21 protein-coding genes are annotated in these 22,544 nt (G+C 70.5%); 9 read left to right on the top strand and 12 right to left on the bottom strand.

Annotation, left to right across the window (positions count from 1 at the left end; translation table 11 throughout):
• Positions 1-185 precede the first annotated feature (185 nt).
• Positions 186-1,916 (top strand): chitinase, encoded by a 1,731-nt coding sequence (locus OG562_RS27665; protein WP_266402430.1) that lies wholly within the window; start codon positions 186-188, stop codon positions 1,914-1,916.
• A gap of 275 nt (positions 1,917-2,191) precedes the next feature.
• Here the strand turns inward: OG562_RS27665 and OG562_RS27660 are convergent, their stop codons facing one another.
• The gene (locus OG562_RS27660; RefSeq protein ID WP_266402428.1) at positions 2,192-2,542 is read right to left on the bottom strand and encodes a hypothetical protein; all 351 of its coding nucleotides are present in this window, start codon (positions 2,540-2,542) and stop codon (positions 2,192-2,194) included.
• Positions 2,543-2,695: 153 nt separating this feature from the next.
• On the opposite strand from OG562_RS27660, the gene OG562_RS27655 reads away from it, so the two are divergent.
• The gene (locus OG562_RS27655; protein ID WP_266402426.1) at positions 2,696-3,205 is read left to right on the top strand and encodes a SigE family RNA polymerase sigma factor; all 510 of its coding nucleotides are present in this window, start codon (positions 2,696-2,698) and stop codon (positions 3,203-3,205) included.
• Between the two features lie 98 nt (positions 3,206-3,303).
• Positions 3,304-4,590, top strand: a complete 1,287-nt coding sequence (locus tag OG562_RS27650) for a hypothetical protein (RefSeq protein ID WP_266402424.1) — start codon at positions 3,304-3,306, stop codon at positions 4,588-4,590.
• Positions 4,591-4,673: 83 nt separating this feature from the next.
• Here OG562_RS27650 and OG562_RS27645 read toward each other — a convergent pair whose 3' ends face one another.
• Complete coding sequence (locus OG562_RS27645) at positions 4,674-5,264, bottom strand: isochorismatase family protein (RefSeq protein ID WP_266402422.1); 591 nt, start codon at positions 5,262-5,264, stop codon at positions 4,674-4,676.
• A 398-nt stretch (positions 5,265-5,662) separates the two neighbouring features.
• Here OG562_RS27645 and OG562_RS27640 point away from each other — a divergent pair, with 398 nt between their 5' ends.
• Positions 5,663-7,018 carry a M14 family metallopeptidase gene (locus OG562_RS27640; RefSeq protein WP_266402421.1) on the top strand — a complete coding sequence of 452 codons (1,356 nt, stop codon included), beginning with the start codon at positions 5,663-5,665 and terminating at the stop codon, positions 7,016-7,018.
• 20 nt (positions 7,019-7,038) lie between these two features.
• On the opposite strand, the gene OG562_RS27635 is transcribed toward OG562_RS27640, so the two are convergent.
• From OG562_RS27635 to OG562_RS27620, 4 genes are all read right to left on the bottom strand, one after another.
• Complete coding sequence (locus tag OG562_RS27635; RefSeq protein ID WP_266402419.1) at positions 7,039-7,737, bottom strand: hypothetical protein; 699 nt, start codon at positions 7,735-7,737, stop codon at positions 7,039-7,041.
• Positions 7,738-8,021: 284 nt separating this feature from the next.
• Entirely contained in the window at positions 8,022-8,432 is a 411-nt protein-coding gene (locus OG562_RS27630) for a RidA family protein (RefSeq protein WP_266402417.1), read from the bottom strand.
• A 26-nt stretch (positions 8,433-8,458) separates the two neighbouring features.
• Positions 8,459-9,214, bottom strand: a complete 756-nt coding sequence (locus OG562_RS27625) for an IclR family transcriptional regulator (protein ID WP_266402416.1) — start codon at positions 9,212-9,214, stop codon at positions 8,459-8,461.
• The gene (locus tag OG562_RS27620) at positions 9,211-10,266 is read right to left on the bottom strand and encodes a sugar kinase (RefSeq protein WP_266402413.1); all 1,056 of its coding nucleotides are present in this window, start codon (positions 10,264-10,266) and stop codon (positions 9,211-9,213) included. The genes OG562_RS27625 and OG562_RS27620 overlap by 4 nt, the downstream gene beginning before the upstream one ends.
• A 126-nt stretch (positions 10,267-10,392) precedes the next feature.
• On the opposite strand from OG562_RS27620, the gene OG562_RS27615 reads away from it, so the two are divergent.
• Both OG562_RS27615 and OG562_RS27610 read left to right on the top strand, forming a co-directional pair.
• Positions 10,393-11,664, top strand: coding sequence for an amino acid deaminase (locus OG562_RS27615; RefSeq protein ID WP_266402410.1), 1,272 nt, complete (start codon positions 10,393-10,395; stop codon positions 11,662-11,664).
• Positions 11,665-11,783: 119 nt separating this feature from the next.
• Positions 11,784-13,409, top strand: a complete 1,626-nt coding sequence (locus OG562_RS27610) for an amidohydrolase family protein (RefSeq protein WP_266402408.1) — start codon at positions 11,784-11,786, stop codon at positions 13,407-13,409.
• A gap of 21 nt (positions 13,410-13,430) precedes the next feature.
• Here OG562_RS27610 and OG562_RS27605 read toward each other — a convergent pair whose 3' ends face one another.
• Positions 13,431-14,333 (bottom strand): serine protease, encoded by a 903-nt coding sequence (locus OG562_RS27605; protein ID WP_266402405.1) that lies wholly within the window; start codon positions 14,331-14,333, stop codon positions 13,431-13,433.
• A gap of 194 nt (positions 14,334-14,527) precedes the next feature.
• Here OG562_RS27605 and OG562_RS27600 point away from each other — a divergent pair, with 194 nt between their 5' ends.
• The 3 genes from OG562_RS27600 (at position 14,528) to OG562_RS27590 (ending at position 17,977) form a co-directional block, all read left to right on the top strand.
• Complete coding sequence (locus OG562_RS27600) at positions 14,528-15,739, top strand: pyridoxal phosphate-dependent aminotransferase (protein WP_266402403.1); 1,212 nt, start codon at positions 14,528-14,530, stop codon at positions 15,737-15,739.
• 156 nt (positions 15,740-15,895) lie between these two features.
• Complete coding sequence (locus OG562_RS27595) at positions 15,896-16,324, top strand: hypothetical protein (protein ID WP_266402399.1); 429 nt, start codon at positions 15,896-15,898, stop codon at positions 16,322-16,324.
• A gap of 378 nt (positions 16,325-16,702) precedes the next feature.
• A complete protein-coding gene (locus tag OG562_RS27590) occupies positions 16,703-17,977 on the top strand; it encodes a glycosyltransferase (RefSeq protein ID WP_266402397.1) in 1,275 nt (424 codons plus the stop codon).
• On the opposite strand, the gene rfbD is transcribed toward OG562_RS27590, so the two are convergent.
• The 5 genes from rfbD to rfbA all read right to left on the bottom strand — a co-directional run bounded on the left by rfbD (position 17,978) and on the right by rfbA (position 22,543).
• On the bottom strand, positions 17,978-18,904 hold the full coding sequence (gene rfbD, locus OG562_RS27585; protein ID WP_266402395.1) for a dTDP-4-dehydrorhamnose reductase: 927 nt from the start codon (positions 18,902-18,904) through the stop codon (positions 17,978-17,980).
• Positions 18,901-19,875, bottom strand: coding sequence for a dTDP-glucose 4,6-dehydratase (gene rfbB, locus OG562_RS27580; protein WP_266402394.1), 975 nt, complete (start codon positions 19,873-19,875; stop codon positions 18,901-18,903). Before rfbB ends, rfbD begins: the two co-directional genes overlap by 4 nt.
• 114 nt (positions 19,876-19,989) lie before the next feature.
• Positions 19,990-20,730, bottom strand: coding sequence for a hypothetical protein (locus tag OG562_RS27575; RefSeq protein WP_266402393.1), 741 nt, complete (start codon positions 20,728-20,730; stop codon positions 19,990-19,992).
• Between the two features lie 270 nt (positions 20,731-21,000).
• Positions 21,001-21,600, bottom strand: coding sequence for a dTDP-4-dehydrorhamnose 3,5-epimerase family protein (locus tag OG562_RS27570; protein ID WP_266402392.1), 600 nt, complete (start codon positions 21,598-21,600; stop codon positions 21,001-21,003).
• A gap of 4 nt (positions 21,601-21,604) precedes the next feature.
• Positions 21,605-22,543: a glucose-1-phosphate thymidylyltransferase RfbA gene (gene rfbA / locus OG562_RS27565; RefSeq protein WP_266402391.1), complete on the bottom strand. Its 939-nt coding sequence runs from the start codon at positions 22,541-22,543 to the stop codon at positions 21,605-21,607.
• Between the last annotated feature and the right edge of the window lies 1 nt (position 22,544).

Here is a 22,544-nt window from a genome sequence, read left to right as displayed (position 1 = left end):
TGCGTGACTACCTCAGCACTGTATCCACGCGCCTACGGCCGGAGAACAGCTTTCCGTAGAGCTTTCCCCGGCTGCGAAGCAACTCCTCTTCCCACAAGTCCCGCCAAAACAGGGCAGATTACGCACACCAACCCTCCGCAAGCGGAGCCCTTGACAAGCGAATTGGTCTGGACCAGCTTATTGTCATGTACCTACACAGACGAGCGACACGGCCGACACGGCCGACACGGCCGACGTCATCGACACGGCGGCTGTGGGCGGGAGCGGTCACGGCCGCCCTCGCCCTGTCCCTGACGGGCGCGGCTCAGGCGTCCGCCGCGGACCTCAACAACGCCAAGAACGCCGGCTTCGAGTCCGGCCTGACCAACTGGACCTGTACGGCGGGCAGCGGTACGACCGTCTCCTCTCCGGTGCACGGCGGCGCGGCCGCGCTGAAGGCGACGCCCGCCGGGCAGGACAACGCCCAGTGCACCCAGACCGTCGCCGTGAAGCCCAACTCCACGTACACGCTGAGCGCCTGGGTGCAGGGCGGCTACACCTACCTGGGCGTGACCGGCACGGGCACCACGGACGTCTCGACCTGGACCCCCGACTCGTCCTCCTGGAGACAACTCTCCACGAGTTTCACGACAGGCTCCTCGACGACGTCCGTGACCCTCTACACCCACGGCTGGTACGGCCAGGCCGCGTACTACGCCGACGACGTGTCCGTGTACGGCCCCGACGGCGGCGGAGGCGGCGACCCGGCCCCGACGGTCCCGGGCGCCCCGAGCGGCCTCACCGTCTCCGGCACGACGTCGTCGTCCGTGTCCCTCGCCTGGAACGCGGTGTCCGGCGCGACGGGCTACTCCGTCTACCGCGGCGGCACGAAGGTGACGGCGGTGACCGGCACCTCGGCCACCGTGACCGGGCTCGCGGCGTCGACGTCGTACGGTTTCCAGGTGACGGCGACCAACGCGGCGGGCGAGTCGGCGAAATCGGCGACGGTGACGGGCACGACGTCCGCGAGCGGCGGGGGCGGAGGCGGTGCGCTGCCGAAGCACGCCGTGACCGGGTACTGGCAGAACTTCGACAACGGGGCGACCGTCCAGCGGATCTCGGACGTCTCCTCCCAGTACGACATCATCGCCGTGGCGTTCGCGGACGCGACGACGACTCCGGGCGCGGTGACCTTCAACCTGGACTCCGCCGGTCTGGGCGGCTACACCGTGGACCAGTTCAAGGCGGACGTCAAGGCGAAGCGGGCGGCCGGGAAGAAGGTCGTCGTCTCGATCGGCGGCCAGAACGGCACGGTGTCGGTGAGCGACGGCACGTCGGCGACGAACTTCGCGAACTCGGTGTACGCGCTGATGCAGACGTACGGCTTCGACGGCGTGGACATCGACCTGGAGAACGGGCTCAACGCGACGTACATGAGCCAGGCGCTGCGGTCGTTGTCGGCGAAGGCGGGGGCGTCCCTGATCCTGACGATGGCGCCGCAGACGATCGACATGCAGTCCACGTCCAACGCGTACTTCCAGACGGCGCTGAACGTGAAGGACATCCTCACGGTCGTCAACATGCAGTACTACAACAGCGGTTCGATGCTGGGCTGCGACGGCAAGGTCTACAGCCAGGGCTCCGTGGACTTCCTGACGGCCCTCGCCTGCATCCAGCTGGAGGGCGGACTCGCCCCGTCCCAGGTGGGCCTGGGCCTCCCGGCCTCGACGCGCGGTGCGGGAAGCGGTTACGTCTCGCCGACCGTGGTCGACAACGCCCTGGACTGCCTCGCCAAGGGAACGAACTGCGGCTCCTTCAAGCCGTCGAGGACCTATCCCGACCTGCGGGGCGCGATGACCTGGTCGACGAACTGGGACGCGACGGCGGGGAACGCGTGGTCGGCGGCGGTGGGGGCGCATGTGCATGGGCTGCCGTAGGCCTGACTGCCGTGGGCCTGACTGCCGTAGGTCTGACTGCCGTAGGTCTGACTGCATTCCGTAACCGGCTCGCGTGATCTTTGGGAACATGCGTACGGCGGGGGATGCGGTCGATCTGGTTGACGTCGTGCGGCGGGCGCGGGAGGGACAGGCCCCGCCGCAGGACGTCTTCGACGCGTTCCTCCGGGCCCGGGTGTACTGCGAACGGCCGGAGGAGTCGGGGCCTTGTTCCAGCCGTCGAAGAGGGCCGCGATCTGCTTCTTGGAAGGGGGCGGTCAGCCCATCGGGCGGTAGTAGCCCAGCACCCACGCCAGTTGGGCGAACCAGCTCTGGAGCTTTTCGCGGGGCTTCGCCGTCAGCACGCACTCGTAGACCCGGCCGTCCAGGTGGACGACGGCGATCATGAGGGCCTTGCCGTTGGGGCTCGCCTTGTAGTGGACGCTGCGGATCTCCGGCCAGGGGAAGTCGACGGTGATGTCGTACATCTCGAAGGCCACGCCCGAGACGTCGACGACGACCGCGTTGTGCTTGTCGACTGCCAGGAACTCCGGGCCGGGGACCGGGGCCGGGGGTGGGGGTGGGCCGAAGCCCGGTGGGGTGGGAGGAGGAGGCGGCTGGTCTGTCACACCGGGAACCTACCCCGGCGTAGACAGGTCCTTTCCATGGCTCCCCCGGTTCCCCGGCGACCCCCGCCGAAGATTCCTTCCGTCTCCCCTGAAACATTTTCCGCGCCCCACCGCATCAGTGAGATGAAGGCAGTCTGCATAGGGGGAACACGCATGAGACAGGTCCGTGCGGACGAGTACGCCGAGTTCGCGGCGGCGCGCGCCGGGCATCTCTACCGGTCGGCGTGTCTGCTCACCGCCGGGGACACGCATCTCGCCGAGGATCTGGTCCAGGAGACCCTCGGCAGGCTGTACGTCCGCTGGGGACGGGTCTCCCGGGTGGACAACCCGGCCGGGTACGCACAGACCGTGCTGACCCGGACCTTCCTCGCCCATCAGCGGCGGCGCAGCAGCCGGGAGCGGGCCGTGGACGCGTTTCCCGACGTTCCCGACGGCGCCGGCACCGACACGCCGTTGCGGCTCACGCTGTTGCAGGCACTCAGGCGGCTGCCCGCCAAGGACCGGGCGGTGGTGGTCCTGCGGTACTGGGAGGACCGTTCGATCGAGGAGACCGCCGGCGCGGTGAACGCCAGCTCGGCGGCCGTCCGGACGCGGTGCTCGCGGGCCCTCGGGCGGCTGCGGGAGCTGCTGGGCGAGGACATCGACGAGTACGCCCGCCCCTGAACCGTTCGTCTTCCCTGCGCCTCATCGCCTCGGCATCGCTTCAACGGCCTCGACGCCTCGACCTCATCCAACCAACCTCACGGAAACGGTGGTTCACCATGCCCGTCGGTCAGCACGGCGATCCCTTCGAGGACCGCCTCTCCGCCGCCCTGCACCAGGTGGGCGGAGCCTTCGACTCCCCCCGCGCCGAGCTCGTCGCCGGCGGCGCGGCACGTGGGCGGCGGCTGCGGCTTCGGCGTCGCACCGCCGTGGTGGGGAGTGCGGCAGGCCTCGCCCTCGTGGGGGTGGGCGGGGCGCTGCTCGGGCCCTGGGGCTCGTCCGCCCCCCGGCCCTCCTCCGTCGCGAACGGCACCGCCAAGCCGTCGGCCTCCGCCTCCACGTCCGCCGCCTTCTCCGCCGAGGAGGTGATCCGGACGCTCGAAAAGCTGCTCCCCAAGGGGAGGTTCAGCTCTGTGCAGGGGCGCGGGACGGGCGAGAAGCTGCCGCCGCTCGCTTTGGTCGTCTTCGACGACGGCGAGGGCGCGGCGGCGATCTCCGTGGGCCTGGACCGGATTCCGGCGAGCAGTGATCCGGGCGGCAAGGGCGGTGTCGATCCGGCCCGCGAGGTGATGCCGTGTCCGGACAGCGCGACGACGAGCGACGAGACCTGCGTGACCGAGACGCTGGCCGACGGGTCCGCCGTCACGCTCTACCAGGGGTACGAGTATCCCGACCGCCGCGTCGCCACCAAGGCCTGGGGCGCGGACCTGGTCACGCCCGACGGGTATCACGTGAGCGTCGCCGAATGGAACTCCCCGGCGGAGAAGGGCAAGCCCGTCACCCGTCCCGAACCCCCGCTGACGACTGCGCAGTTGAAGACGCTGGCCACGGCCGGGGAGTGGCGTCGCATCGCCGACGCCATTCCCGGGATCGAAGAGCCGGCCGCCCCGACCACCTCCTCCACCGGTCCCGCGCCCATGACCGGCACAATCATCCTGCGCAAGCTCAGCCTCCTGCTGCCCAAGGGCCTGGACCGGGTCTCTCACGGCAGCGACGAGACCGAGTTCGGCTACTTCGTCGTCGACGACGGCAAGGGCGAGAGCCTGGTCCAGGTCAACGTGCAGCGCAACATGTCCGACGTCGCCGACGAGCTCTTCGGCGCCGACGCCGAAACCCTCGCCGACGGCACACGCGTCGCGACGCGTCAGGCGCCGGGCGAGAAGGGCGGGGCCGGGGTCGTGATGTGGACCGTCGACACCCTGCGCACGGACGGCACCCGGGTCGTCGTCAGCGCCTTCAACTCCGGTGACCAGGAGCAGGCCGCGACCCGCGCGAAGCCCGCCCTCACCATGGACCAGCTGCGGGCGATCGCGATCAGCCCGCGCTGGCAGAGCAGCGAGGACTGAGGGCCGGGGACCACGGGGTGGACTGGCCCTCGGGCGCGGGAACAGCAACGGGAACGGGAACGGGAACGGGACCAGCAACAGGCTCAGGCGCGGGCGCCCGCCAGCAGCGCCAGGATCTCGTCCGTCGTGCCCGGCTCGCCGATCAGCGGGAACAGGTACGACACGCTGTGCCGGTGCGCTTCCTTGTCGATGTCGGTCATCGCGTCGACGGCGAACGTGACGTGATAGCCGTGCTCGTGGGCGGCGCGGGCGGTCGACTCGACGCCGAGGCTGGTCGCGATGCCGCCCAGCACGATCTGGGTGACGCCCCGGCGGCGCAGCTGGATGTCGAGGTCGGTGCCGTGGAAGGCGCCCCAGTTCCGCTTGGTGACCAGGATGTCCCCGTCATGGCCGGCGAGCGGCTCTGCGACGGGTCCCAGGTCGTAGGGGCGGGAGCGGCCGCCGGCCAGCCGTGCCGCCTCGCTGCGGCCGGGCACCGCGTCGGCGCCGTCGGGCGAGGTGGCCATGCGGACGAGGACGACGGGGGCGCCGACGGCGCGGAACCCGTCGGCGAGTGCGGCCGCGCGGGCCACGACGTCGACGGCCGCGTACGGCTTGGTGGGTGCGGCGAGGGTGCCCGCCTGAAGGTCGATCAGCACGAGCGCGGTCTTGTCGTCCAGCACGGTCACAGCCACGGCAGCACAGCACCTCTCCTAGGGAGAACAGCAGCCTAGGAGAGTTACTTGCGAAACTCAACCTTCGAGCGTCGCCCTGCAGGGCTACCCCGTTCGACATGAGGGCGCGCGCGAACTCCCGAGACCCCCCGAGATCCCCCGCGAACTCCCGCGACACCCCGCGAACTCCCGCGAACTCCCGCGAACTCCCGCGATCTCCACCCGATGCGCTCACGTGTCGCGCGTGCACCGCGTGGCCGAATTCCGCATGATTCCGGCCAGCGGCTCTTTGTTGTCCCTTGACCTGCTCATGCCACAAGCCGACGATGAGCGGCACCGCACGCACGCCGCACACAGCAAGCGCACAGCACGTCGCAAGGAAGAACCGCCCCCCACTCCCCTCCCCACAAGGAGACTTCATGCGACTTCGTATCCGCGGCTCAGGCGCCCGCAGCGGCAGACGGACCGCCACGCTCGCCGCCGTACTGGCCCTCGCCCTCGCCGCGCCGATCTCGGCGTCGGTCACCGACGCGGCGGCGGGCAGCGCCCCGAAGGCGGCCCCCTCCCCCGACGACATCCGCCAGTACGAGATCCACGTCGACCACAGCACCCCCGTCACCCGCACCGCGATCGCCGCGTCCGGGGTGAGCGTCGACGAGGCCGACGAGGAGACCGTCGTCGTCTCCGGCCGGGCGGACCAGGTCAAGAAGCTGCGGGCGCAGGGGTACGACGTGTCCCTGCTGGGTTCGGCGCCGGACCGCACCGCCGAGGACGAGGTGCGGCTCTTCGACTTCCCCTCCGCCGACTCGACCTACCACAACTACGCCGAGGCGACGGCGGAGATCAACCAGCGGATCGCCGCCTACCCGAGCATCATGAGCAAGCGGGTCATCGGCAAGTCCTACGAGGGCCGGGACATCGTCGCCATCAAGATCAGCGACAACGTCGCCACCGACGAGGCCGAGCCGGAGGTGCTGTTCACCCACCATCAGCACGCCCGCGAGCACCTCACCGTGGAGATGGCGCTGTATCTGATCCGCGAGCTGGGCGCCGGCTACGGCTCCGACTCCCGCGTCACCAACATGGTCAACGGACGCGAGATCTGGATCGTCCCCGACCTCAACCCGGACGGCGGCGAGTACGACATCGCCACCGGCTCCTACCGCTCGTGGCGCAAGAACCGCCAGCCCAACTCCGGTTCCTCGTACGTCGGTACGGACCTCAACCGGAACTGGAACTACAGGTTCGGCTGCTGTGGCGGGTCTTCGGGCTCCACGTCCTCCGAGACCTACCGGGGCGCCTCCGCCGAGTCGGCGCCCGAGGTGAAGGTGGTCGCGGACTTCGTGCGCAGCCGGATCGTCGGCGGGAAGCAGCAGATCACCGCCGGGATCGACTTCCACACCTACAGCCAGCTCGTGCTGTGGCCCTTCGGCTACACCACCGCAGACACGGCGACGGGGATGACCGCGGACGACAACGCCGCGTTCAAGGCGGTCGGGCAGAAGATGGCCGCGAGCAACGGGTACACCCCTGAGCAGTCGAGCGACCTGTACATCACGGACGGGTCGATCGACGACTATCTCTGGGGCACGCAGAAGATCTTCTCGTACACCTTCGAGATGTACCCGTCGTCCAGCTCGGGCGGCGGCTTCTACCCGCCCGACGAGGTCATCGAGCGGGAGACGTCCCGTAACCGGGACGCGGTGCTGCAACTCCTCGAGAACGCGGACTGTATGTACCGGTCGATCGGGAAGCAGACGCAGTACTGCAGCTAGTCGGCGGGTCGGCTAGTCGGCTAGTCGGCGGACTTATCCTTGACGGGCTTGTCCTTGAGGAGCTTGTCCTCCGCCGACTTGGCCTCCGCCGGCTTGTCCTCGGTCGACTCGTCCGCGGCTGAGCTGTCGTCGGTGGGCTCGTCCGCCACGACGACCTCGTCCTCGGCGCCCGCTTCGGGTTCCTCTTCCTCGAAGTAGGCGTCGAGGACCGCGTCCAGCTGCTCTTCCCACTCCTTGAAGCGGGCCCTGGCCGTCGCCTCGATCTCGATCGGGTACCAGCGGCGGTCAGGGGTGTGCACCGTGATGGTGAACCGCTTGCCGAAGCGCGGCGCCTCCGTCTCGATCGCGCCGATCTCGTCCCAGCGGAACTCGCACGCCTCCTCGTCGAGGCGGAGCCGGACGCCCTTGGCGTCGGCGGTGATCCGCGCACGGCGGTCAGAGGCCTCGAAGACGGGGCCCTCGGAACCGTCGGAGGACTCGTCCGACTCTTCGGACGCCTCCCCCGACTTCTCCTCGGACGCCTCTACGGACTTCTCCTCGGCGGGAGTCTCCTCGGCCGCCGCGTCCGTTTCCGCGGACTCGGCGACCTCCGCCTCGTCCTCGGCCGGCTTCGCGTCCTCCGGCTTCGCGGTCACGGGCGACGTGAGCCCGGGGATGAATGCCGGGTCGAATCCGGCGCCCTCCAGGGGCTGGCTGCCTGAACCTATGCGCTGCTCCACAGCGGGAAGTATGGTCGACGATCCTGTGCCGGACACAGTCAGCCCCCAACTTCGTTATGAGACGCCTACACGCGGCCCGCACCCGGTCCGGGACGCACCTACACGAAGACGCTCAACACGGCCGCCGTCGCGAAGCCCGCGACCGACAGCACCGTCTCCGGCACGGTCCTTGTCCGTGGTCGCCCTCGGCGAGCAGGGGCGCCACGATGCCGGCCGTCGTCACGATCGCCACCGTCACCGCTGCAGAAGCGGGCCGCCGGTGCGCAGGGGCGGTCGGCTGAGGGTCAGCTCAGGACGGCGAGGGCGTCGATCTCGATGAGGAGGCCGGCGGGCAGGCCGACGTAGACCGTCGTGCGGGCCGCGGGCGGTGCAGTGAGGCCCTGCTCCTCGAAGTACGCGTTGTAGAGCGCGTTCATCTCGGCGAAGTGGTCCACGTCCGTCAGATAGACGCGGATCATCATCGCGTCGTCCCAGCTCGCGCCGCCCTCCTCCAGGATGGCCTGGACGTTGGCGAGGGTCTGGAGGGTCTGTTCGCGCAGGGTGGGGCCGGCGGGCGTGGGGGGCTTGCCCTCCTCGGCGGGGAGGAAGCCGACCTGGCCGGCGACCTGGAGGATGTTGCCCTTCCTCACGCCGTGCGAGAACTTCGCGGGCGGGGTGGTGTGGGTCTTCGGGGTGAGGGCGATCTTGTCCGTCATACGAGGTCCTTCATACGGAGGGGCTTTCACTGAGGCGCTGGGGTCCTGCCGGAGTACTCGCCGCTGATCGCGTCCGCCGTGCGGCGCACCAGCGGGAGCAGGGTGAGGAGTTCGTCGGCGGTGACGACGACGTTCGGCGCGGAGACCGACATCGCGGCGACCACCCGGCCGGACGCGCCGCGGACGGGGGCGGCGACGCAGTTGATGGACTCCTCGTGGCCGCCGAGGTCGGTGGCCCAGCCCTGTTCGCGCACCTTCTCCAACTCCCGCAGGAAGGCGGGAGCGTTGGGGGTGGAACGGGACGTGTAGAGGGGGTAGTCGAGCTTCTCGGCGACCGCCCTGCGCTCGCTCTCGGGCAGATCGGCGAGGAGCAGCTTGGCGACGGCGGCGACGGTGATGGCGACGGGCTTGCCGATCCGGGAGTACATCCGCACCGGGTAACGGCTCTCCACCTTGTCGATGTAGAGGACCTCGCCCTCCTCGTGCACGGCGAGGTGGACGGTGTGTCCGCAGCGCTCGTTGAGGCGTACGAGGTGGGGGTGGGCGATCTCGCGGATGTCGAGGTTCTCCATCGCCTCCTGGGCGAGGGCGAAGAGGCGGGCGCCGAGGCGGTAGCGCTGGTCGGACTGGCGGTAGACGAGCCCGTGCTCGTGGAGCGTGCGCAGCAGCCGCAGGGCCGTCGACTTGTGCACGCCGAGGCGGTCGGCGACCTGTCCGAGATCGGCGGGGCCCTCGGCGAGCAGCGGCAGGATGCTCAGGGCGCGGTCGACGGTCTGACTCATGGCGTACGTACCTCCTCGTCGGCCCCCTCAAGTGCCTGGATCCAGCCAGGGCCGAGTCGAAGTGTCCCCCACGCCTCCTCGTCGAGGGCGGCCAGGCGGTCGGCGTGGTCGCGGGAAAGGGGGGCGGCGAGGTCGCCGGGGACGGTGAGGGCGGCGGCCGCGACGAGGTGGCCGTGGCGCAGCCGCTGCCGTGCGGGCAGTCCGCGCAGGGTGGCGGAGAGGAAGCCGGCGGCGAAGGCGTCGCCGGCGCCGACGGCCGCGACGACGTCGACGTGCGGGGCGGGGACCTGGTGGACGCCGTCGTCGTCGAAGACGGTCGCGCCGCGGGCGCCCTGTTTGACGACGAGCGTCCGGGGGTCGGGGAACGCGGCCCGGACGGCGTCGACGCCCTTCAGGCCCCACACCTCCTCCGCCTCGTCCTCGCCGACGAAGACGAGGTCGGCGCCGCGCGCGAGCTCCAGCAGCGCCCGGGGGCCGGCGCCCTCCTGCCAGAGCCGGGGCCGGTGGTTGACGTCGAAGGAGACGAGCGGCCGGCCGGGGCGGGGGGCCATGAGCTCGCGCAGCAGGTCCAGGCAGTCGCCGGAGAGGGCCGCGGTGATCCCGGTCAGATGCAGGACGCGGCCCGCGCGCACCGCGTCGAGGTCGGTGTTCCCCACGGTCATCGCGGAGGCCGCGGACCCGGCCCGGTAGTACGCCACCTCGTGGGCGTCGGTGGCCCGGTCCCCGGCGGTGCGGAAGTAGACGCCGGTCGGGCGGGCGGGATCGCGTCGTACGGACGTGACGTCGACGCCGTAGGAGCCGATGGCGTCGAGGAGGTGGTCGCCGAAGCCGTCCGCGCCGACCCGGCTGACCCAGCGCACGGTGTGTCCGGCCGCCGCGAGGACGCAGGCCACGTTGGACTCCGCGCCGCCGATGGCCCGGTCGAAGGAGGGCACGTCGGCGAGGCGGCCCGGCCGGTTGGGCACGAAGGTGACCAGGGACTCGCCGAGCGCGACGACGTCCGGGACGCCGGAAGCGACGTCGGGGGCGTTGCGCGGTCCGGTGACAGTCACGATGGTCGAAGCTCCCAGCGCCGGGGCGGGTCCGTTGACCTCGCGTTGGGCGAGATGTTAGACAGCAGTCAGCGACATACGCAATGGATGTTGCACAGAATGCAACGATCCTGATCAGGAGGTTCCATGAGCACCGAGGCGCTCGCCCGACTGGCCGAGGAACGGATCGACCACCGCTTCAAGGGCCTCCCGCCGGACGCCGAGGGCCGCACGGTCGGCGAGCTGGCCGCCGAGCGCCGCAACCTCTTCACCAGCGGATTCACCACCCCCGTCCTGGCCCTGTCCGCCGAGCGCCTGGAGCACAACCTCGCGCTCATGGAGACGTACGCCCTCCGCCACGGCCTCTCCTTCGCGCCGCACGGCAAGACCTCCATGGCCCCGCAGCTCTTCCAGCGGCAGCTCGACCGCGGCGCGTGGGGCGTCACCCTCGCCGTGCCGCACCAGGTCCGCGTGGCCCGGGCGTACGGCGTCCGGCGGATCTTCCTCGCGAACGAACTGGTGGACCCGGCGGCCCTGCGCTGGATCGCCGCCCAGCTGACCGCCGACCCCGACTTCCGTCTCGTCTGCTACGTCGACTCCGTGCGCGGAGTCGAGCTGATGGACGCCGCACTGCGCGGGTCCGGCCGCCCGCTGGACGTCGTCGTCGAGCTGGCCGCGGGCGAGGGCGCGCGCACCGGGGTCCGTACCGAGGCGGAGTGCGCGGCGATCGCGGACGCGGTGGCCGCCGCGCCGACGCTGCGGCTGGTCGGGGTCGCGGGCTACGAGGGCGAGGTGCCGCAGGCGACGCCGGAGCGGGTGCACGCCTGGCTGCGCCGACTGGTCGCGCTCGCCGCGGACTTCGACAAGGCGGGGCGGTTCGCGGGCGTCGGCCTCGAGGAGATCGTCGTCAGCGCCGGCGGCAGCGCCTGGTTCGACGCGGTCGCCGACGTCTTCGCCGGGATCCCCGAACTCTCCCTGCCCGTGCTGAAGTTGTTGCGCTCGGGCGCGTACGTCTCGCACGACGACGGCCACTACCGCAAGCTGACCCCGTTCAACCGCGTCCCCGAGGAGGGCGCGCTGGAGCCCGCCTTGCGGCTGTGGACCCAGGTCGTCTCGCGCCCCTCCCCCGACCAGGCGTTCGCCAACGCGGGCAAGCGCGACGCGGCCCACGACCTGGACCTGCCCTCCGCCCAGGCGATCCGCCGGGACGGCGTCGAACGCCCCGCGACCGGCGTCTCGGTGACCGGCCTGTCCGACCAGCACGCCTGGCTGCGCACGACCCCGGAAGCGGACCTCCAGGTCGGCGACTGGGTCGGCCTGGGGCTGTCCCACCCGTGCACGGCCTTCGACAAATGGCAGCTGATCCCGCTGGCCGAGGCGGACGGCACGGTCGTCGACTACATCCGCACGTTCTTCTAGACCATCAATCCATCAGCCCATCAGCCCATCAGCCCATCAGCCCTCAGTCCCCTCAGTCCCCTCAGTCCATCCGCACGTTCGCCTGGATGCCAGTCCAGACGCCAGCAGGAGGCACCGGCATGGAAGACCTCGTCATCCGGGACGCGGACGTCGTCGACGGCAGCGGCGCGGACTCCTACCGCGCCGATGTCGTGATCGACGGCGGCAGGATCGTCGCAATCGTCCAGGAGGCCGCGGCGGCGGGCTGTCAACGCCCCAAGGCGCGAAGGGAGTTGGACGCTGAGGGGCTCGTCCTCTCCCCCGGCTTCATCGACATGCACGCCCACAGCGACCTCGCCCTGCTGCGCGACCCCGACCACAGCGCGAAGGCCGCGCAGGGGGTGACCCTCGAAGTCCTGGGCCAGGACGGGCTGTCGTACGCCCCGGTCGACGACCGGACGCTTCAGGAGGTGCGCCGGGCGATCGCCGGGTGGAACGGGTACGGCGAGGACGTCGACTTCGACTGGCGGTCGGTGGGCGAGTACCTGGACCGGCTGGACTCCGGCGTCGAGGGCCGGGGCATCGCCGTCAACGCGGCCTATCTGGTCCCGCAGGGCACGGTCCGCGCCCTCGTCGTCGGCTGGGAGGACCGCCCGGCCACGCCCCAGGAGCTGGACCGGATGCGGCAGTTGACGGCGGAGGGGCTGGAGCAGGGGGCGATGGGTCTGTCGTCGGGGCTGACGTACACCCCCGGGATGTACGCCGAGGACGCCGAACTCACCGAACTGTGCCGGGTGGTGGCGGGGTACGGCGGCTACTACTGCCCGCACCACCGCTCGTACGGGGCGGGGGCGCTGGAGGCGTACGCGGAGATGGTCGAGCTGACCCGGGAGGCCGGCTGCCCCCTCCATCTCGCCCACGCCACCATGAACTTCGGCGTGAACGAGGGCCGCGCGCCCGAACTGCTGGCGCTGCTGGACGAGGCGCTGGCCGCCGGCGCGGACATCACCCTCGACACCTACCCCTACACCCCCGGCTGCACCACCCTCGCGGCCCTGCTGCCGAGTTGGGCGAGCGAGGGCGGCCCGGCGGAGATCCTGCGCCGGCTCGCGGACGACGACACGGCCGCCCGGATCCGCCACGCCCTGGAGGTGACCGGCGCGGACGGCTGCCACGGCGTGCCGGTGGACTGGGACACGGTCGAGATCTCGGGCGTGGGCGACCAGCGGCTGGCGGACCATGTGGGCCGTACGGTCCTGGGGTCGGCGCGGCTGCGCGGCGAGGAGCCCTGGGCGACCGCGCGTCGACTGCTCCTGGACGACGGGCTCGCCCCGACGATCCTCCAGCACGTGGGCCACGAGGAGAACGTCCGGGCGATCATGCGCCACCGCGTCCACACCGGCGGCTCGGACGGCGTCCTGCAGGGCGCGAAGCCGCACCCGCGCGCGTACGGCACGTTCCCGCACTATCTCGGCCGGTACGTAAGGGAGTTGGGGGTGCTGTCGCTGGAGGAGTGCGTCGCCCATCTCACGGGGCGACCGGCGGCCCGGCTGCGGCTGCCCGACCGGGGTCTGGTCCGCGAGGGGTACCGGGCGGATCTGGTGCTGTTCGACCCGGCGACGGTGGCCGCGGGCTCGACGTACGACGCCCCGCGCACCCTGCCGACCGGCGTCCCGCACGTCCTGGTCGACGGGCGGTTCGCGATCGAGGACGGGCGGCGTACAGACGTGCTGGCGGGGCGGGCGGTCCGTCGCAGTCCCGTGTGACGGAACGCCCCCCGCATCGCCTTACGGCTTGGGCAGGGTGCAGGTGCTCGCGCTCAGGTTGAGCTGGTTTCCGGTCGTGAAGCAGGCCGGGATGATGTACGTCTCCTGGGCGTAGTTGATGCCCTCGCGCACGGTGACGTTGCCGCTGGCGTCGACCTCGCAGGGGTTGTTCTCCGTGCAGGTCTCGCCGTCCTCGTTGCCGGTGTTGTTGACGGCGACGACCTTGCCGGTGGACTGGTCGATCACCGGCGAGCCGGAGGTGCCGCCGATGGTCTGGCAGGCGGAGGTGTAGCGGAGGGAGTCCTTCCAGGTCCAGTCGCCCTCCTTGAGGCGGTACACGAACCCGTCGATGTTGCAGTTGTAGAGGGTCTTCCAGTAGCCGGAGGCCACGGTGATGGCGGCGCCGGCGGTCGGGTGCGTGTCCTGGACGGTCAGCGCGGAGATCCCGTACGAGCTCTGGATCGTCGCGTAGGTGCTGGTGAGCTGGTAGATCGACACGTCGGTGTCGGTCATCGTCGCGTAGGCCAGCTTGCTGGCGCGCAGGGTGGCGACGCGGGTGCCGGAGGAGTTCAGCAGACCGAAGGTGCGGGTGGAGGTCTGGTTGGTGAGCACCTCGCCCGGGTCCAGGAAGCCGGAGGTCAGGCAGTGGCCGTTGCTGAGCACCAGCGCCGGGTCGGTGGACAGCGAGTTCGGGAAGCGGATGACCGAGCCGGAGCAGTTGCTGAGCGCGACGGTCCCGGCCAGGGTCACGGCCTGGAGGGTCGGCGTGGCGGCCGCCTTGGTGTCCGCCTTGACCGCGGCGGCGTCCGCCTTGGCCGCGACCGTGGTCGTGGGCGCTGTCGTCGATGGCGCCGCGACCGCGGGCGCCGCACCGATCCCGGCTATGGCCAGGGCGATGAACGCGGCGACGAGAGGCTTTCTCATGTGGGGGTCCCCTCTTATGACAAGGCGACCGGAGATCTTCCGGCCGCCGCTGCTTGTCACGTGTTTTTTGTCATGTGCATTTTCGGCACGGGACCCTCTGGGAACAAGCACTCGTTTTCGGCCGCACGACAAACACCCCCCGCGTGGCGGAAAACACGCCCCAAGCCGCGTTACCCGGCCGTAAGCTCCTTGACATGCAGGTGATCCAGTCGACCAAGCTCGCCAACGTCTGTTACGAGATCCGGGGCCCGGTTCTCGAGGAGGCGATGCGGCTGGAAGCGGCTGGTCACCGCATCCTGAAGCTCAACACCGGCAATCCGGCCGCCTTCGGCTTCGACTGCCCGCCGGAGATCCTGGAGGACATCCTCCGCAACGTCTCCACGGCGCACGGTTACGGCGACGCCAAGGGCCTGCTGGCCGCGCGCCGGGCGGTCGTCATGCACAACCAGACACTCGGCATCGAGACCGACGTCGAGCACGTCTTCATCGGCAACGGCGTGTCCGAGCTGATCGTGATGGCGATGCAGGGCCTGCTGGACGACGGCGACGAGGTCCTCGTGCCGTCCCCGGACTACCCGCTGTGGACCGCCGCCGTCGCCCTGTCCGGCGGCACGGCCGTGCACTACCGGTGCGACGAGCAGTCCGACTGGATGCCCGACCTCGCGGACGTCGAGCGCAAGGTCACCGACCGCACCAAGGCGATCGTCATCATCAACCCGAACAATCCGACGGGGGCCGTGTACGACGAGGCGATGATCCGGGGGCTGACCGACATCGCCCGCCGCCACAACCTCCTCGTCTGCTCCGACGAGATCTACGACAAGATCCTCTACGACGGGGCCACGCACACCCCGACCGCCTCCGTCGCGCCCGATCTGCTGACCCTCACCTTCAACGGCATGTCGAAGGCGTACCGGGTGGCCGGCTACCGGGTCGGCTGGATGGCGATCTCCGGGCCGCGCGCCCACGCCGACTCCTACATCGAGGGCCTGACGATCCTGGCGAACATGCGGCTGTGCGCCAACATGCCGGGCCAGCACGGGGTCGTGGCCGCGCTCAGCGGACGCCAGACCATCAACGACCTGGTGCTGCCGGGCGGCCGGCTCAAGGAGCAGGTCGACACGGCGTACGAGCTGCTGACGCAGATCCCGGGCGTGACGTGCGTACGGCCGAAGGGGGCGCTGTACCTCTTCCCGCGGCTGGATCCGAAGGTGTTCAAGATCAAGGACGACCGGCGGATGGTCCTGGACCTGCTGCGCCAGGAGAAGATCATGGTCGTCCAGGGCACCGGCTTCAACTGGCCCGAGCCGGACCACTTCCGGGTGGTCACACTCCCCACGGCGGCTGACCTACGGGACGCGGTCGGCCGGATCGGACGCTTCCTGGACGGCTACAGCCAGCCGTAGCGGGGGCGGGCGCCGCTCGCTGCAGACGGGCGCCGCTCGCAGCGGGGGCGGCTCGCTCACCCTGGGTGCGCGGGCGGCCCTGTTCCGTGAAGCGCTCAACTTTAGACGAAATCTAAGCTAGGATGGTTTCCTGTCAGAGTCCAGGAGGCCATCCCCATGTACGAGCCGATCCGCACCAAGTCGGTCCACAGCACGATGGCCGGCACCAGCTCCGACTTCCCGCACCGTTCTCGCGAGGAGGAGCTGGACATCCAGCTCGCCGCCCACCTCGCGGCGCTGCTCGCCGTCACCGACGAGCTGCGCACGTCGACCGCGTCCACGGACCTGGACGCCGCGGCCGACCGGCTCGCCCAGCAGGTGACCCGGCTGCGGGGCGGACGGACCCCGGTCCGCGCGTCCCTCCCCGCCGGCCCGGCCGAGCCGCATGCCGCCGCCCTGCACGAGCGGGCGCACGCCCTCGCGGGCCGCGCCCTCCTCGTCGCCGCGTCCCGTGCGGACACGGCGGCGGCGATCCTGGCGGCCGAGCGCATGGACGTACACGCCGCCGCGCTGGCGGAGCGGCAGGAGCTGAGCACCGCCGGCTGAGCAACATCGGTGTGAGCGAGACCGGCTGAAGCAACGCCAGCCGAGCACCTGCAGCCGAGCATGGCCGGCTGCGCAGGGCTGGCCGACCCCCGCCGGGGTCCCCTCGAACGGCCCCGGTCCGCGTGCACCCGCAGCGACGCGCGGACCGGGCGCCACGACCGTGTGACGGGTGTCGCCTACGACGACGTCTCGCCGCGGCTTCCCCCTCCCCCCATTCGGGTGATCTGTACACCACAAGCGCCTGCCGGACGGCGGCGTCATCACAGCGGACTCGTAACGTCGGCGCCCATGACGGTGGTTCGGCTCCGGCGCGTCGGCATGCTCGCGGTCCGCCAGGGCCGGCCTCCTGCGCACTTCGAGCCAAGCAGGGAGCACCAGATGACGTCGACCGCCACCCCGAGGTTCTCCGTCTTCACCCCCAGCCACCGGCCCCGTTTCCTCGACGAGTGCCTGGCGACGCTCCAGGCCCAGACCTGCTCGGACTGGGAGTGGATCGTCCTGCTCAACAACGGCGCCCGCTGGCGACCGGAGCACCCCGACGACCGGGTCCGGGTGGAGATCGCGGACGACGTGGTCGGCGTCGGAGCGGCTAAGCGCAGGGCCTGTGAACGGGCGCGCGGCGAGATCCTCGTGGAACTCGACCATGACGACCTGCTGGCGAAGGAGTGCCTGGCGGAGCTCGGCAAGGCGTTCGACGCACACCCCGAGGCCGTCTTCGTCTACAGCAACACCGCGCAGATCACCGAGGACGGGAAACGGGACGACAGCCGTTTCAACGAGGCGCACGGCTGGCACTACGAGGAGGTGCGCGTCGACGGCCGCACCCTGCTCCAGGTCAGGTCCATGGCTCCGACTCCGCACAACGTCGCGTACATCTGGTACGCGCCCAACCATGTGCGGGCGTTCCGCAAGGACGCCTATGCGCAGGCCGGCGGGTACGACGCCACCCGTTCGGTCCTGGACGACCAGGACCTGATGTGCCGTCTGTTCCACGTCGGCGACTTCCACCACATCCCCAGCTGTCTGTACCTCCAGCGGATGCACCCGGCGAACACCCAGCGCGACCCGGAGATCAACGCGCACATCCAGCGCGAGACGGTCGCCCTGTACGACAAGTACATCGAGGCCAACGCCCTCGCCTGGACCTACCGCAGGGGTCTGCTCGCGCTGGACCTCGGCGCGGCCCGCCGGAAGCCGCCCGGATACGTGGGCGTGGACAAGGCCCCCGGCGAGGGCGTCGACATCGTCGCGACCCTGCCCGGAAAGCTGGATCTGCCCGACGACTCCGTCGGCCTGATGCGGGCCGTGAACTTCCTCGAGCACGTGCCCGCGAAGGTGGCGCTGATCAACGAGCTGTACCGGCTGCTGGCGCCCGGCGGCATGCTCCTCACCACGACGCCCAGCTCCGACGGCCGCGGCGCCTACCAGGACCCGAGCCACACGGCCTACTACAACGAGAACTCGTTCTGGTACTACACGGACGACCAGTACCGCGCCTTCGTGCCCGACCTCGAGGCCAGGTTCCAGAGTTCGCGGCTGGCCACCTGCTTCCCCTCCGAATGGCACTCCCAGAACAAGATCTCGTACGTGATCGCCAACCTCATCGCGATGAAGGACGGCGCCGCACGCTGCGGCGGCCCGCTGCTGGTCTGACTAGCTCCCGGCGGTCCGTGCAGCGGGGCTCGTCGCTCGTGCCGCTGCGGCGAGAGCGGCGAAGTCGGGCTGTTTCAGGGCCGCGGCCAGCTGGTCTTCCCATCGTGGGAGGGGTGTGAGCCCGGCCCGCAGCCAGTTGTCGTGACCGAGCACGCCGAAGGCCGGACGAGCGGCCGGACGCGGGAACCTCTCCGAGCCCACCGGGCGGATCCGCTCGGGATCGAGGCCGCTGAGACGGAAGGTCTCCCGCGCCAGACCGCACCAGGTGGTCTGGCCGGCCGCCGTGCCGTGATAGACGCCCGCCGGCGCCTGCCCGGTCAGCGCGGCGCGGCCGAGGGCGGCCAACTGCCGGGCGAGCGCTCGGGTCCAGGTCGGCTGACCGTGCTGGTCGGCCACCACCTCGAGGGTCTCGCGCCGGGTGGCGAGGTCGAGCATCGTGGCCACGAAGCTGGAACCCTGCGCGCCGTAGAGCCAGGCGGTGCGCACCACGTAGCCGGTGTGCGGCAGCAGTTCGGCGACGGCCAGCTCCCCCGCCCGCTTGCTCCGCCCGTACGCGTTGACGGGTCCGGTCGGGGCGTCTTCGGGGTACGGCAGGCGGGCGTCGCCCGGGAACACGTAGTCGGTCGAGAGGTGCAGCAGGACCGCGCCGTGGTCCGCGCAGGCGCGTGCCAGGTGGCGGACGCCCGTGCCGTTCACGGCCGTGGCCGCCGCCTCGGATCGCTCGGCGCCGTCCACGTCCGTCCAGGCGGCGCAGTTGACGACCACTCGGTGACCGGCGACGGCCGTGTGCACGGCGGCCGGGTCGGTGATGTCGAGCCGGTCACGGCCCGGTCCCGTCACCGCGGCGTCCGGATCGACGGCGAGCTCGGCCAGCACGTCCCGGCCGAGGAGCCCGTGCGCGCCGGTCACCAGCCAGGGCGTGGTCATCGCGGCTCGGCCCGCTCTTTCAGCGGCTCCCACCAGGAGCGGTGTGCGCGGTACCAGTCCACCGTGGTGGCCAGGCCCTCCGTGAAGGGCACCCGCGGGGCGTAGCCGAGCTGCTCGCGGATCTTGCTGTCGTCCAGCGAGTAACGCAGGTCGTGACCCTTGCGGTCGGCCACGTGCTCGACCCGGTCCCAGTCCGCGCCGAGCGCGTCCAGCAGCAGACCCGTGAGTTTGTGGTTGCTCAGTTCGACGCCGCCGCCGATGTGGTAGACCTCCCCGGCTCTGCCGCCGTGCAGGACCAGGTCGATGCCCCGGCAGTGGTCGGAGACGTGCAGCCAGTCGCGTAGGTGGCGGCCGTCCCCGTAGAGGGGGACCGTCCTCCCGTCGAGCAGGCGGGTGACGAAGAGCGGGATGATCTTCTCGGGGAACTGGTACGGCCCGTAGTTGTTGGTGCAGCGGGTGACGACGACGTCCAGGCCGTGGGTGCGGTGGTAGGCGAGGGCCAGCAGGTCGGAGCCCGCCTTCGACGCGGAGTACGGGGAGTTCGGCGCCAGGGGCCGGTCCTCGGTCCAGGAGCCTTCGCCGATCGAGCCGTACACCTCGTCGGTGGACACATGGACGAAGCGGCCGACGCCGTGCCGGTGGGCGGCGTCGAGGAGCACCTGCGTGCCCGTCACATTGGTGCGGACGAACGGACCCGCCCCGTCGATCGACCGGTCGACGTGCGACTCGGCGGCGAAGTGCACCACCGCGTCCTGACCCGCCATCACCTGGTCGACCAGGTCCGGATCACAGATGTCGCCCCGGACGAAGGTGTGGCCGGGGAGTTCCGCCACCGGCGCCAGGTTGGCCTCGACCCCTGAGTAGGTGAGTTTGTCGAGGACGGTGATCCGTGCCGTCGGATCCGCGCCCAGCCGCCGCCGGACGTATTGGGAACCGATGAATCCGGCGCCGCCGGTCACAAGGACGCGCATGGTTCTCCGAGCTCTCTTGCTGCCCGGCGTTCGACGCCGGGCGGTTCGACGTGTTCGCACGCGGACGGCGCCCCGAGGCCGAGGCCTCGGGGACGGCGGCCGCTCCCAGGGGAGTTACGGCAGATCGGCGCAGATCACATAGGCGGTGATGTTGTTCGCGTTGCTGGCGGTGGTGGTGGCCTGCCATCCGGTGGGAGGCGTGGTGGCGGTGCCGCCGGTCGGGAAGTTCTCCCTGAGGTTGCCGTTGGTGAGCGTCACTCCGCCGCCGGTGGCGACGTCGCCGGCATTGCAGGTGACGGCCGCGGTGCCCGTACCGGTGACGGTCTTGACGTACGAGCTGCCGAGCGTGCCTTGGGCACCCTGGGCTCCTTGAGCACCCTGAGCTCCCTGCGCGCCGTCGGCACCGTCAGCTCCGTCAGCTCCGTCAGCTCCGTCAGCTCCGTCAGCGCCCTGCGGGCCTTGCGGACCCGGCCTGCCGGGCCTGCCGGGCTTGCCCTCATCACCCTTGGGGCCACGAGGCCCCTGGGGACCGCGAGGACCCTGGGGCCCCCGGGGGCCGACGTGATCACGGTCGCCATGGGAATGGTGATCCCCGTCTCCGCCGGCCCTCGTCATGCCGTCGGGCTGTACCGTCGCCTGGCCCTCGGCCCCGGCCCTGCGGATCGCGTCGGCGATGGCCACCGAGGGCTGTTCGTCCGGGCGCAGCTGCACCACAGCGCTGTCGGCGGCGGGCTGGTGCATCACGTCGGCGACGGCGACCGCGCTCGGGACGACGCTGAGCGCCACGGCGACCGCGCCCGCCGACACCAGCGTGGCGGATTTCAGGCGCGAAATTCGGATCGTTCTGCGGCTCAAGAGAACCTTCCTCACGATAGGGAGGGGATCAGACAGCAAGCGCGCACGGAGTGAGTTTCATGCCGCTCGCACGTCACATCACCTTCGGTCAGAACGATGGAATTCTTCACCTTTAATGAAAGAATTACGAAGAACCGACCCGAACCGTGAACAAGGATCACCCGGGTGGCGTCAATACCTTCGACATCCCGTCGGCACCCCGTCGGCACCCTTTCGCCCTACCTCCGAAAGGGTGGGTCTCATCGAATGGCCGACCCTTTCAAACCTTGTTCAAGCCCCGCTCACCAGACGTCCGCGATACGCGGTGCACTCCTCGAACGAAGGCAGCAGACCTTCCCGCTCCGCCTGCTCCAGCGTCGGCGCGGCGGCGTCCTTCTCGGAAAGGAGCGGTGTGAGGTCGTCGGGCCAGGCGATGGCCAACGCCGGGTCGAGCGGATTGATCCCGAACTCGCGCTGCGGCGCGTATCCCTGTGAACACAGGTAGACGACGGTGGAGTTGTCCTCCAACGCCATGAAGGCGTGCCCCAGCCCTTCCGAGAGATAGACGCAGCGGTGCGTCGTGTCGTCGAGCCGAACCGCCTCCCAGGTCCCGAAGCCCGGGGAGCCGACGCGGATGTCGACCACCACGTCGAGGACGGCGCCGCTGACGCAGGTGACGTACTTCGCCTGCCCCGGCGGGACCGCCGCACAGTGAATGCCGCGGAGGGTTCCGCGAGCGGAGCGAGAGCAGTTGGCCTGCTCGAGTCGGAGCCCCTGGCCGACGGAGTCCTGGAAGTCGCCGCCCTTGAACCACTCGTGGAATCGGCCTCTGTCGTCCGTGAACACGGTGGGCGTGTCCACCCATGCCCCTTCGATGCCCAGCGGTTTCACGTGCTCAGCCCCTTCCGCCGGCCGGCCCGTTGACGTCACACAGGAGTCGCCCGCCCCGGTGGGGCAGGGCGACGTGCCGGGAGTCCTCCAGCAGCCCCAGCAGGTAGTGGCCGTAGCCGCTCTTGAGCAGCGGTCGGGCCAGCTCCCGGAGCCGGTCGTCGTCGATCAGACCTGCCCGCCAGACCACCTCTTCGACGCAGCCGACCTTGAAGCCCTGACGCTCCTCGATCACCCGGACGAACTCCGAGGCCTGGACCATGGACCTGAAGGTGCCGGTGTCGAGCCACGCGGTGCCCCGGTCCAGCCGGGTGACCTGCAGCGCCCCGGCTTCCAGATAGACGCGGTTGAGGTCGGTGATCTCCAACTCGCCTCTGCCGCTGGGCCGTAGACGACGGGCGATGTCCACGGCCCGGTTGTCGTAGAAGTACAGTCCGGGCACCGCGTACCGGGACCTGGGACGGTCCGGTTTCTCCTCGATGGACACCGCCCGGCCCCGTTCGTCGAACTCCACCACGCCGTAGGCCGAAGGATCGGCGACCTGATAGGCGAACACCCTGCCGCCCTCCGGATCGTCGTGCAGAGCCAGCCGTGTGCCGAGGCCGCTCCCATGGAAGATGTTGTCGCCCAGAATCAGGGCGATCGCCTCGTCACCGATGAATTCGGCCCCCAGCACCAAGGCGTGCGCAATGCCCTCCGGGCGCTCCTGTGCCAGGTATTCCAGCCGCAGACCCCATTGACCGCCGTCGCCGAGCAACCGACGGAACTGCCCCTGGTCTTCGGGCGTGGTGATGATCAGGGTCTCCCGAACGCCTGCCATCACCAGCGTGGAAAGCGGATAGTAAATCATGGGTTTGTCGAAGACCGGCAGCAGCTGTTTCGACACCGAGCGGGTCAACGGCCAAAGTCGCGAGCCGGTGCCTCCGGCCAACAGGATTCCGCGCACT

Source organism: Streptomyces sp. NBC_01275 (genome assembly GCF_026340655.1).
Taxonomy (GTDB): Bacteria; Actinomycetota; Actinomycetes; order Streptomycetales; family Streptomycetaceae; genus Streptomyces.
The sequence above is the reverse complement of the archived record's forward strand: the minus strand, read 5'-3'. Positions and strand labels throughout refer to the sequence as shown.

Excerpts from the sequence above, each read along its gene's own strand:
- OG562_RS27625 (WP_266402416.1), bottom strand. The coding sequence starts at position 9,214 with ATGAGTCAGACCGTCGACCGCGCCCTGAGCATCCTGCCGCTGCTCGCC.
- rfbD (WP_266402395.1), bottom strand. The coding sequence starts at position 18,904 with ATGACCACGCCCTGGCTGGTGACCGGCGCGCACGGGCTCCTCGGCCGG.
- OG562_RS27595 (WP_266402399.1), top strand. The coding sequence starts at position 15,896 with ATGTACGAGCCGATCCGCACCAAGTCGGTCCACAGCACGATGGCCGGC.
- OG562_RS27650 (WP_266402424.1), top strand. The coding sequence starts at position 3,304 with ATGCCCGTCGGTCAGCACGGCGATCCCTTCGAGGACCGCCTCTCCGCC.
- OG562_RS27605 (WP_266402405.1), bottom strand. The coding sequence starts at position 14,333 with ATGAGAAAGCCTCTCGTCGCCGCGTTCATCGCCCTGGCCATAGCCGGG.
- OG562_RS27600 (WP_266402403.1), top strand. The coding sequence starts at position 14,528 with ATGCAGGTGATCCAGTCGACCAAGCTCGCCAACGTCTGTTACGAGATC.
- OG562_RS27640 (WP_266402421.1), top strand. The coding sequence starts at position 5,663 with ATGCGACTTCGTATCCGCGGCTCAGGCGCCCGCAGCGGCAGACGGACC.
- rfbB (WP_266402394.1), bottom strand. The coding sequence starts at position 19,875 with ATGCGCGTCCTTGTGACCGGCGGCGCCGGATTCATCGGTTCCCAATAC.
- OG562_RS27630 (WP_266402417.1), bottom strand. The coding sequence starts at position 8,432 with ATGACGGACAAGATCGCCCTCACCCCGAAGACCCACACCACCCCGCCC.
- OG562_RS27665 (WP_266402430.1), top strand. The coding sequence starts at position 186 with ATGTACCTACACAGACGAGCGACACGGCCGACACGGCCGACACGGCCG.
- OG562_RS27590 (WP_266402397.1), top strand. The coding sequence starts at position 16,703 with ATGACGTCGACCGCCACCCCGAGGTTCTCCGTCTTCACCCCCAGCCAC.
- OG562_RS27615 (WP_266402410.1), top strand. The coding sequence starts at position 10,393 with ATGAGCACCGAGGCGCTCGCCCGACTGGCCGAGGAACGGATCGACCAC.
- OG562_RS27610 (WP_266402408.1), top strand. The coding sequence starts at position 11,784 with ATGGAAGACCTCGTCATCCGGGACGCGGACGTCGTCGACGGCAGCGGC.
- OG562_RS27655 (WP_266402426.1), top strand. The coding sequence starts at position 2,696 with ATGAGACAGGTCCGTGCGGACGAGTACGCCGAGTTCGCGGCGGCGCGC.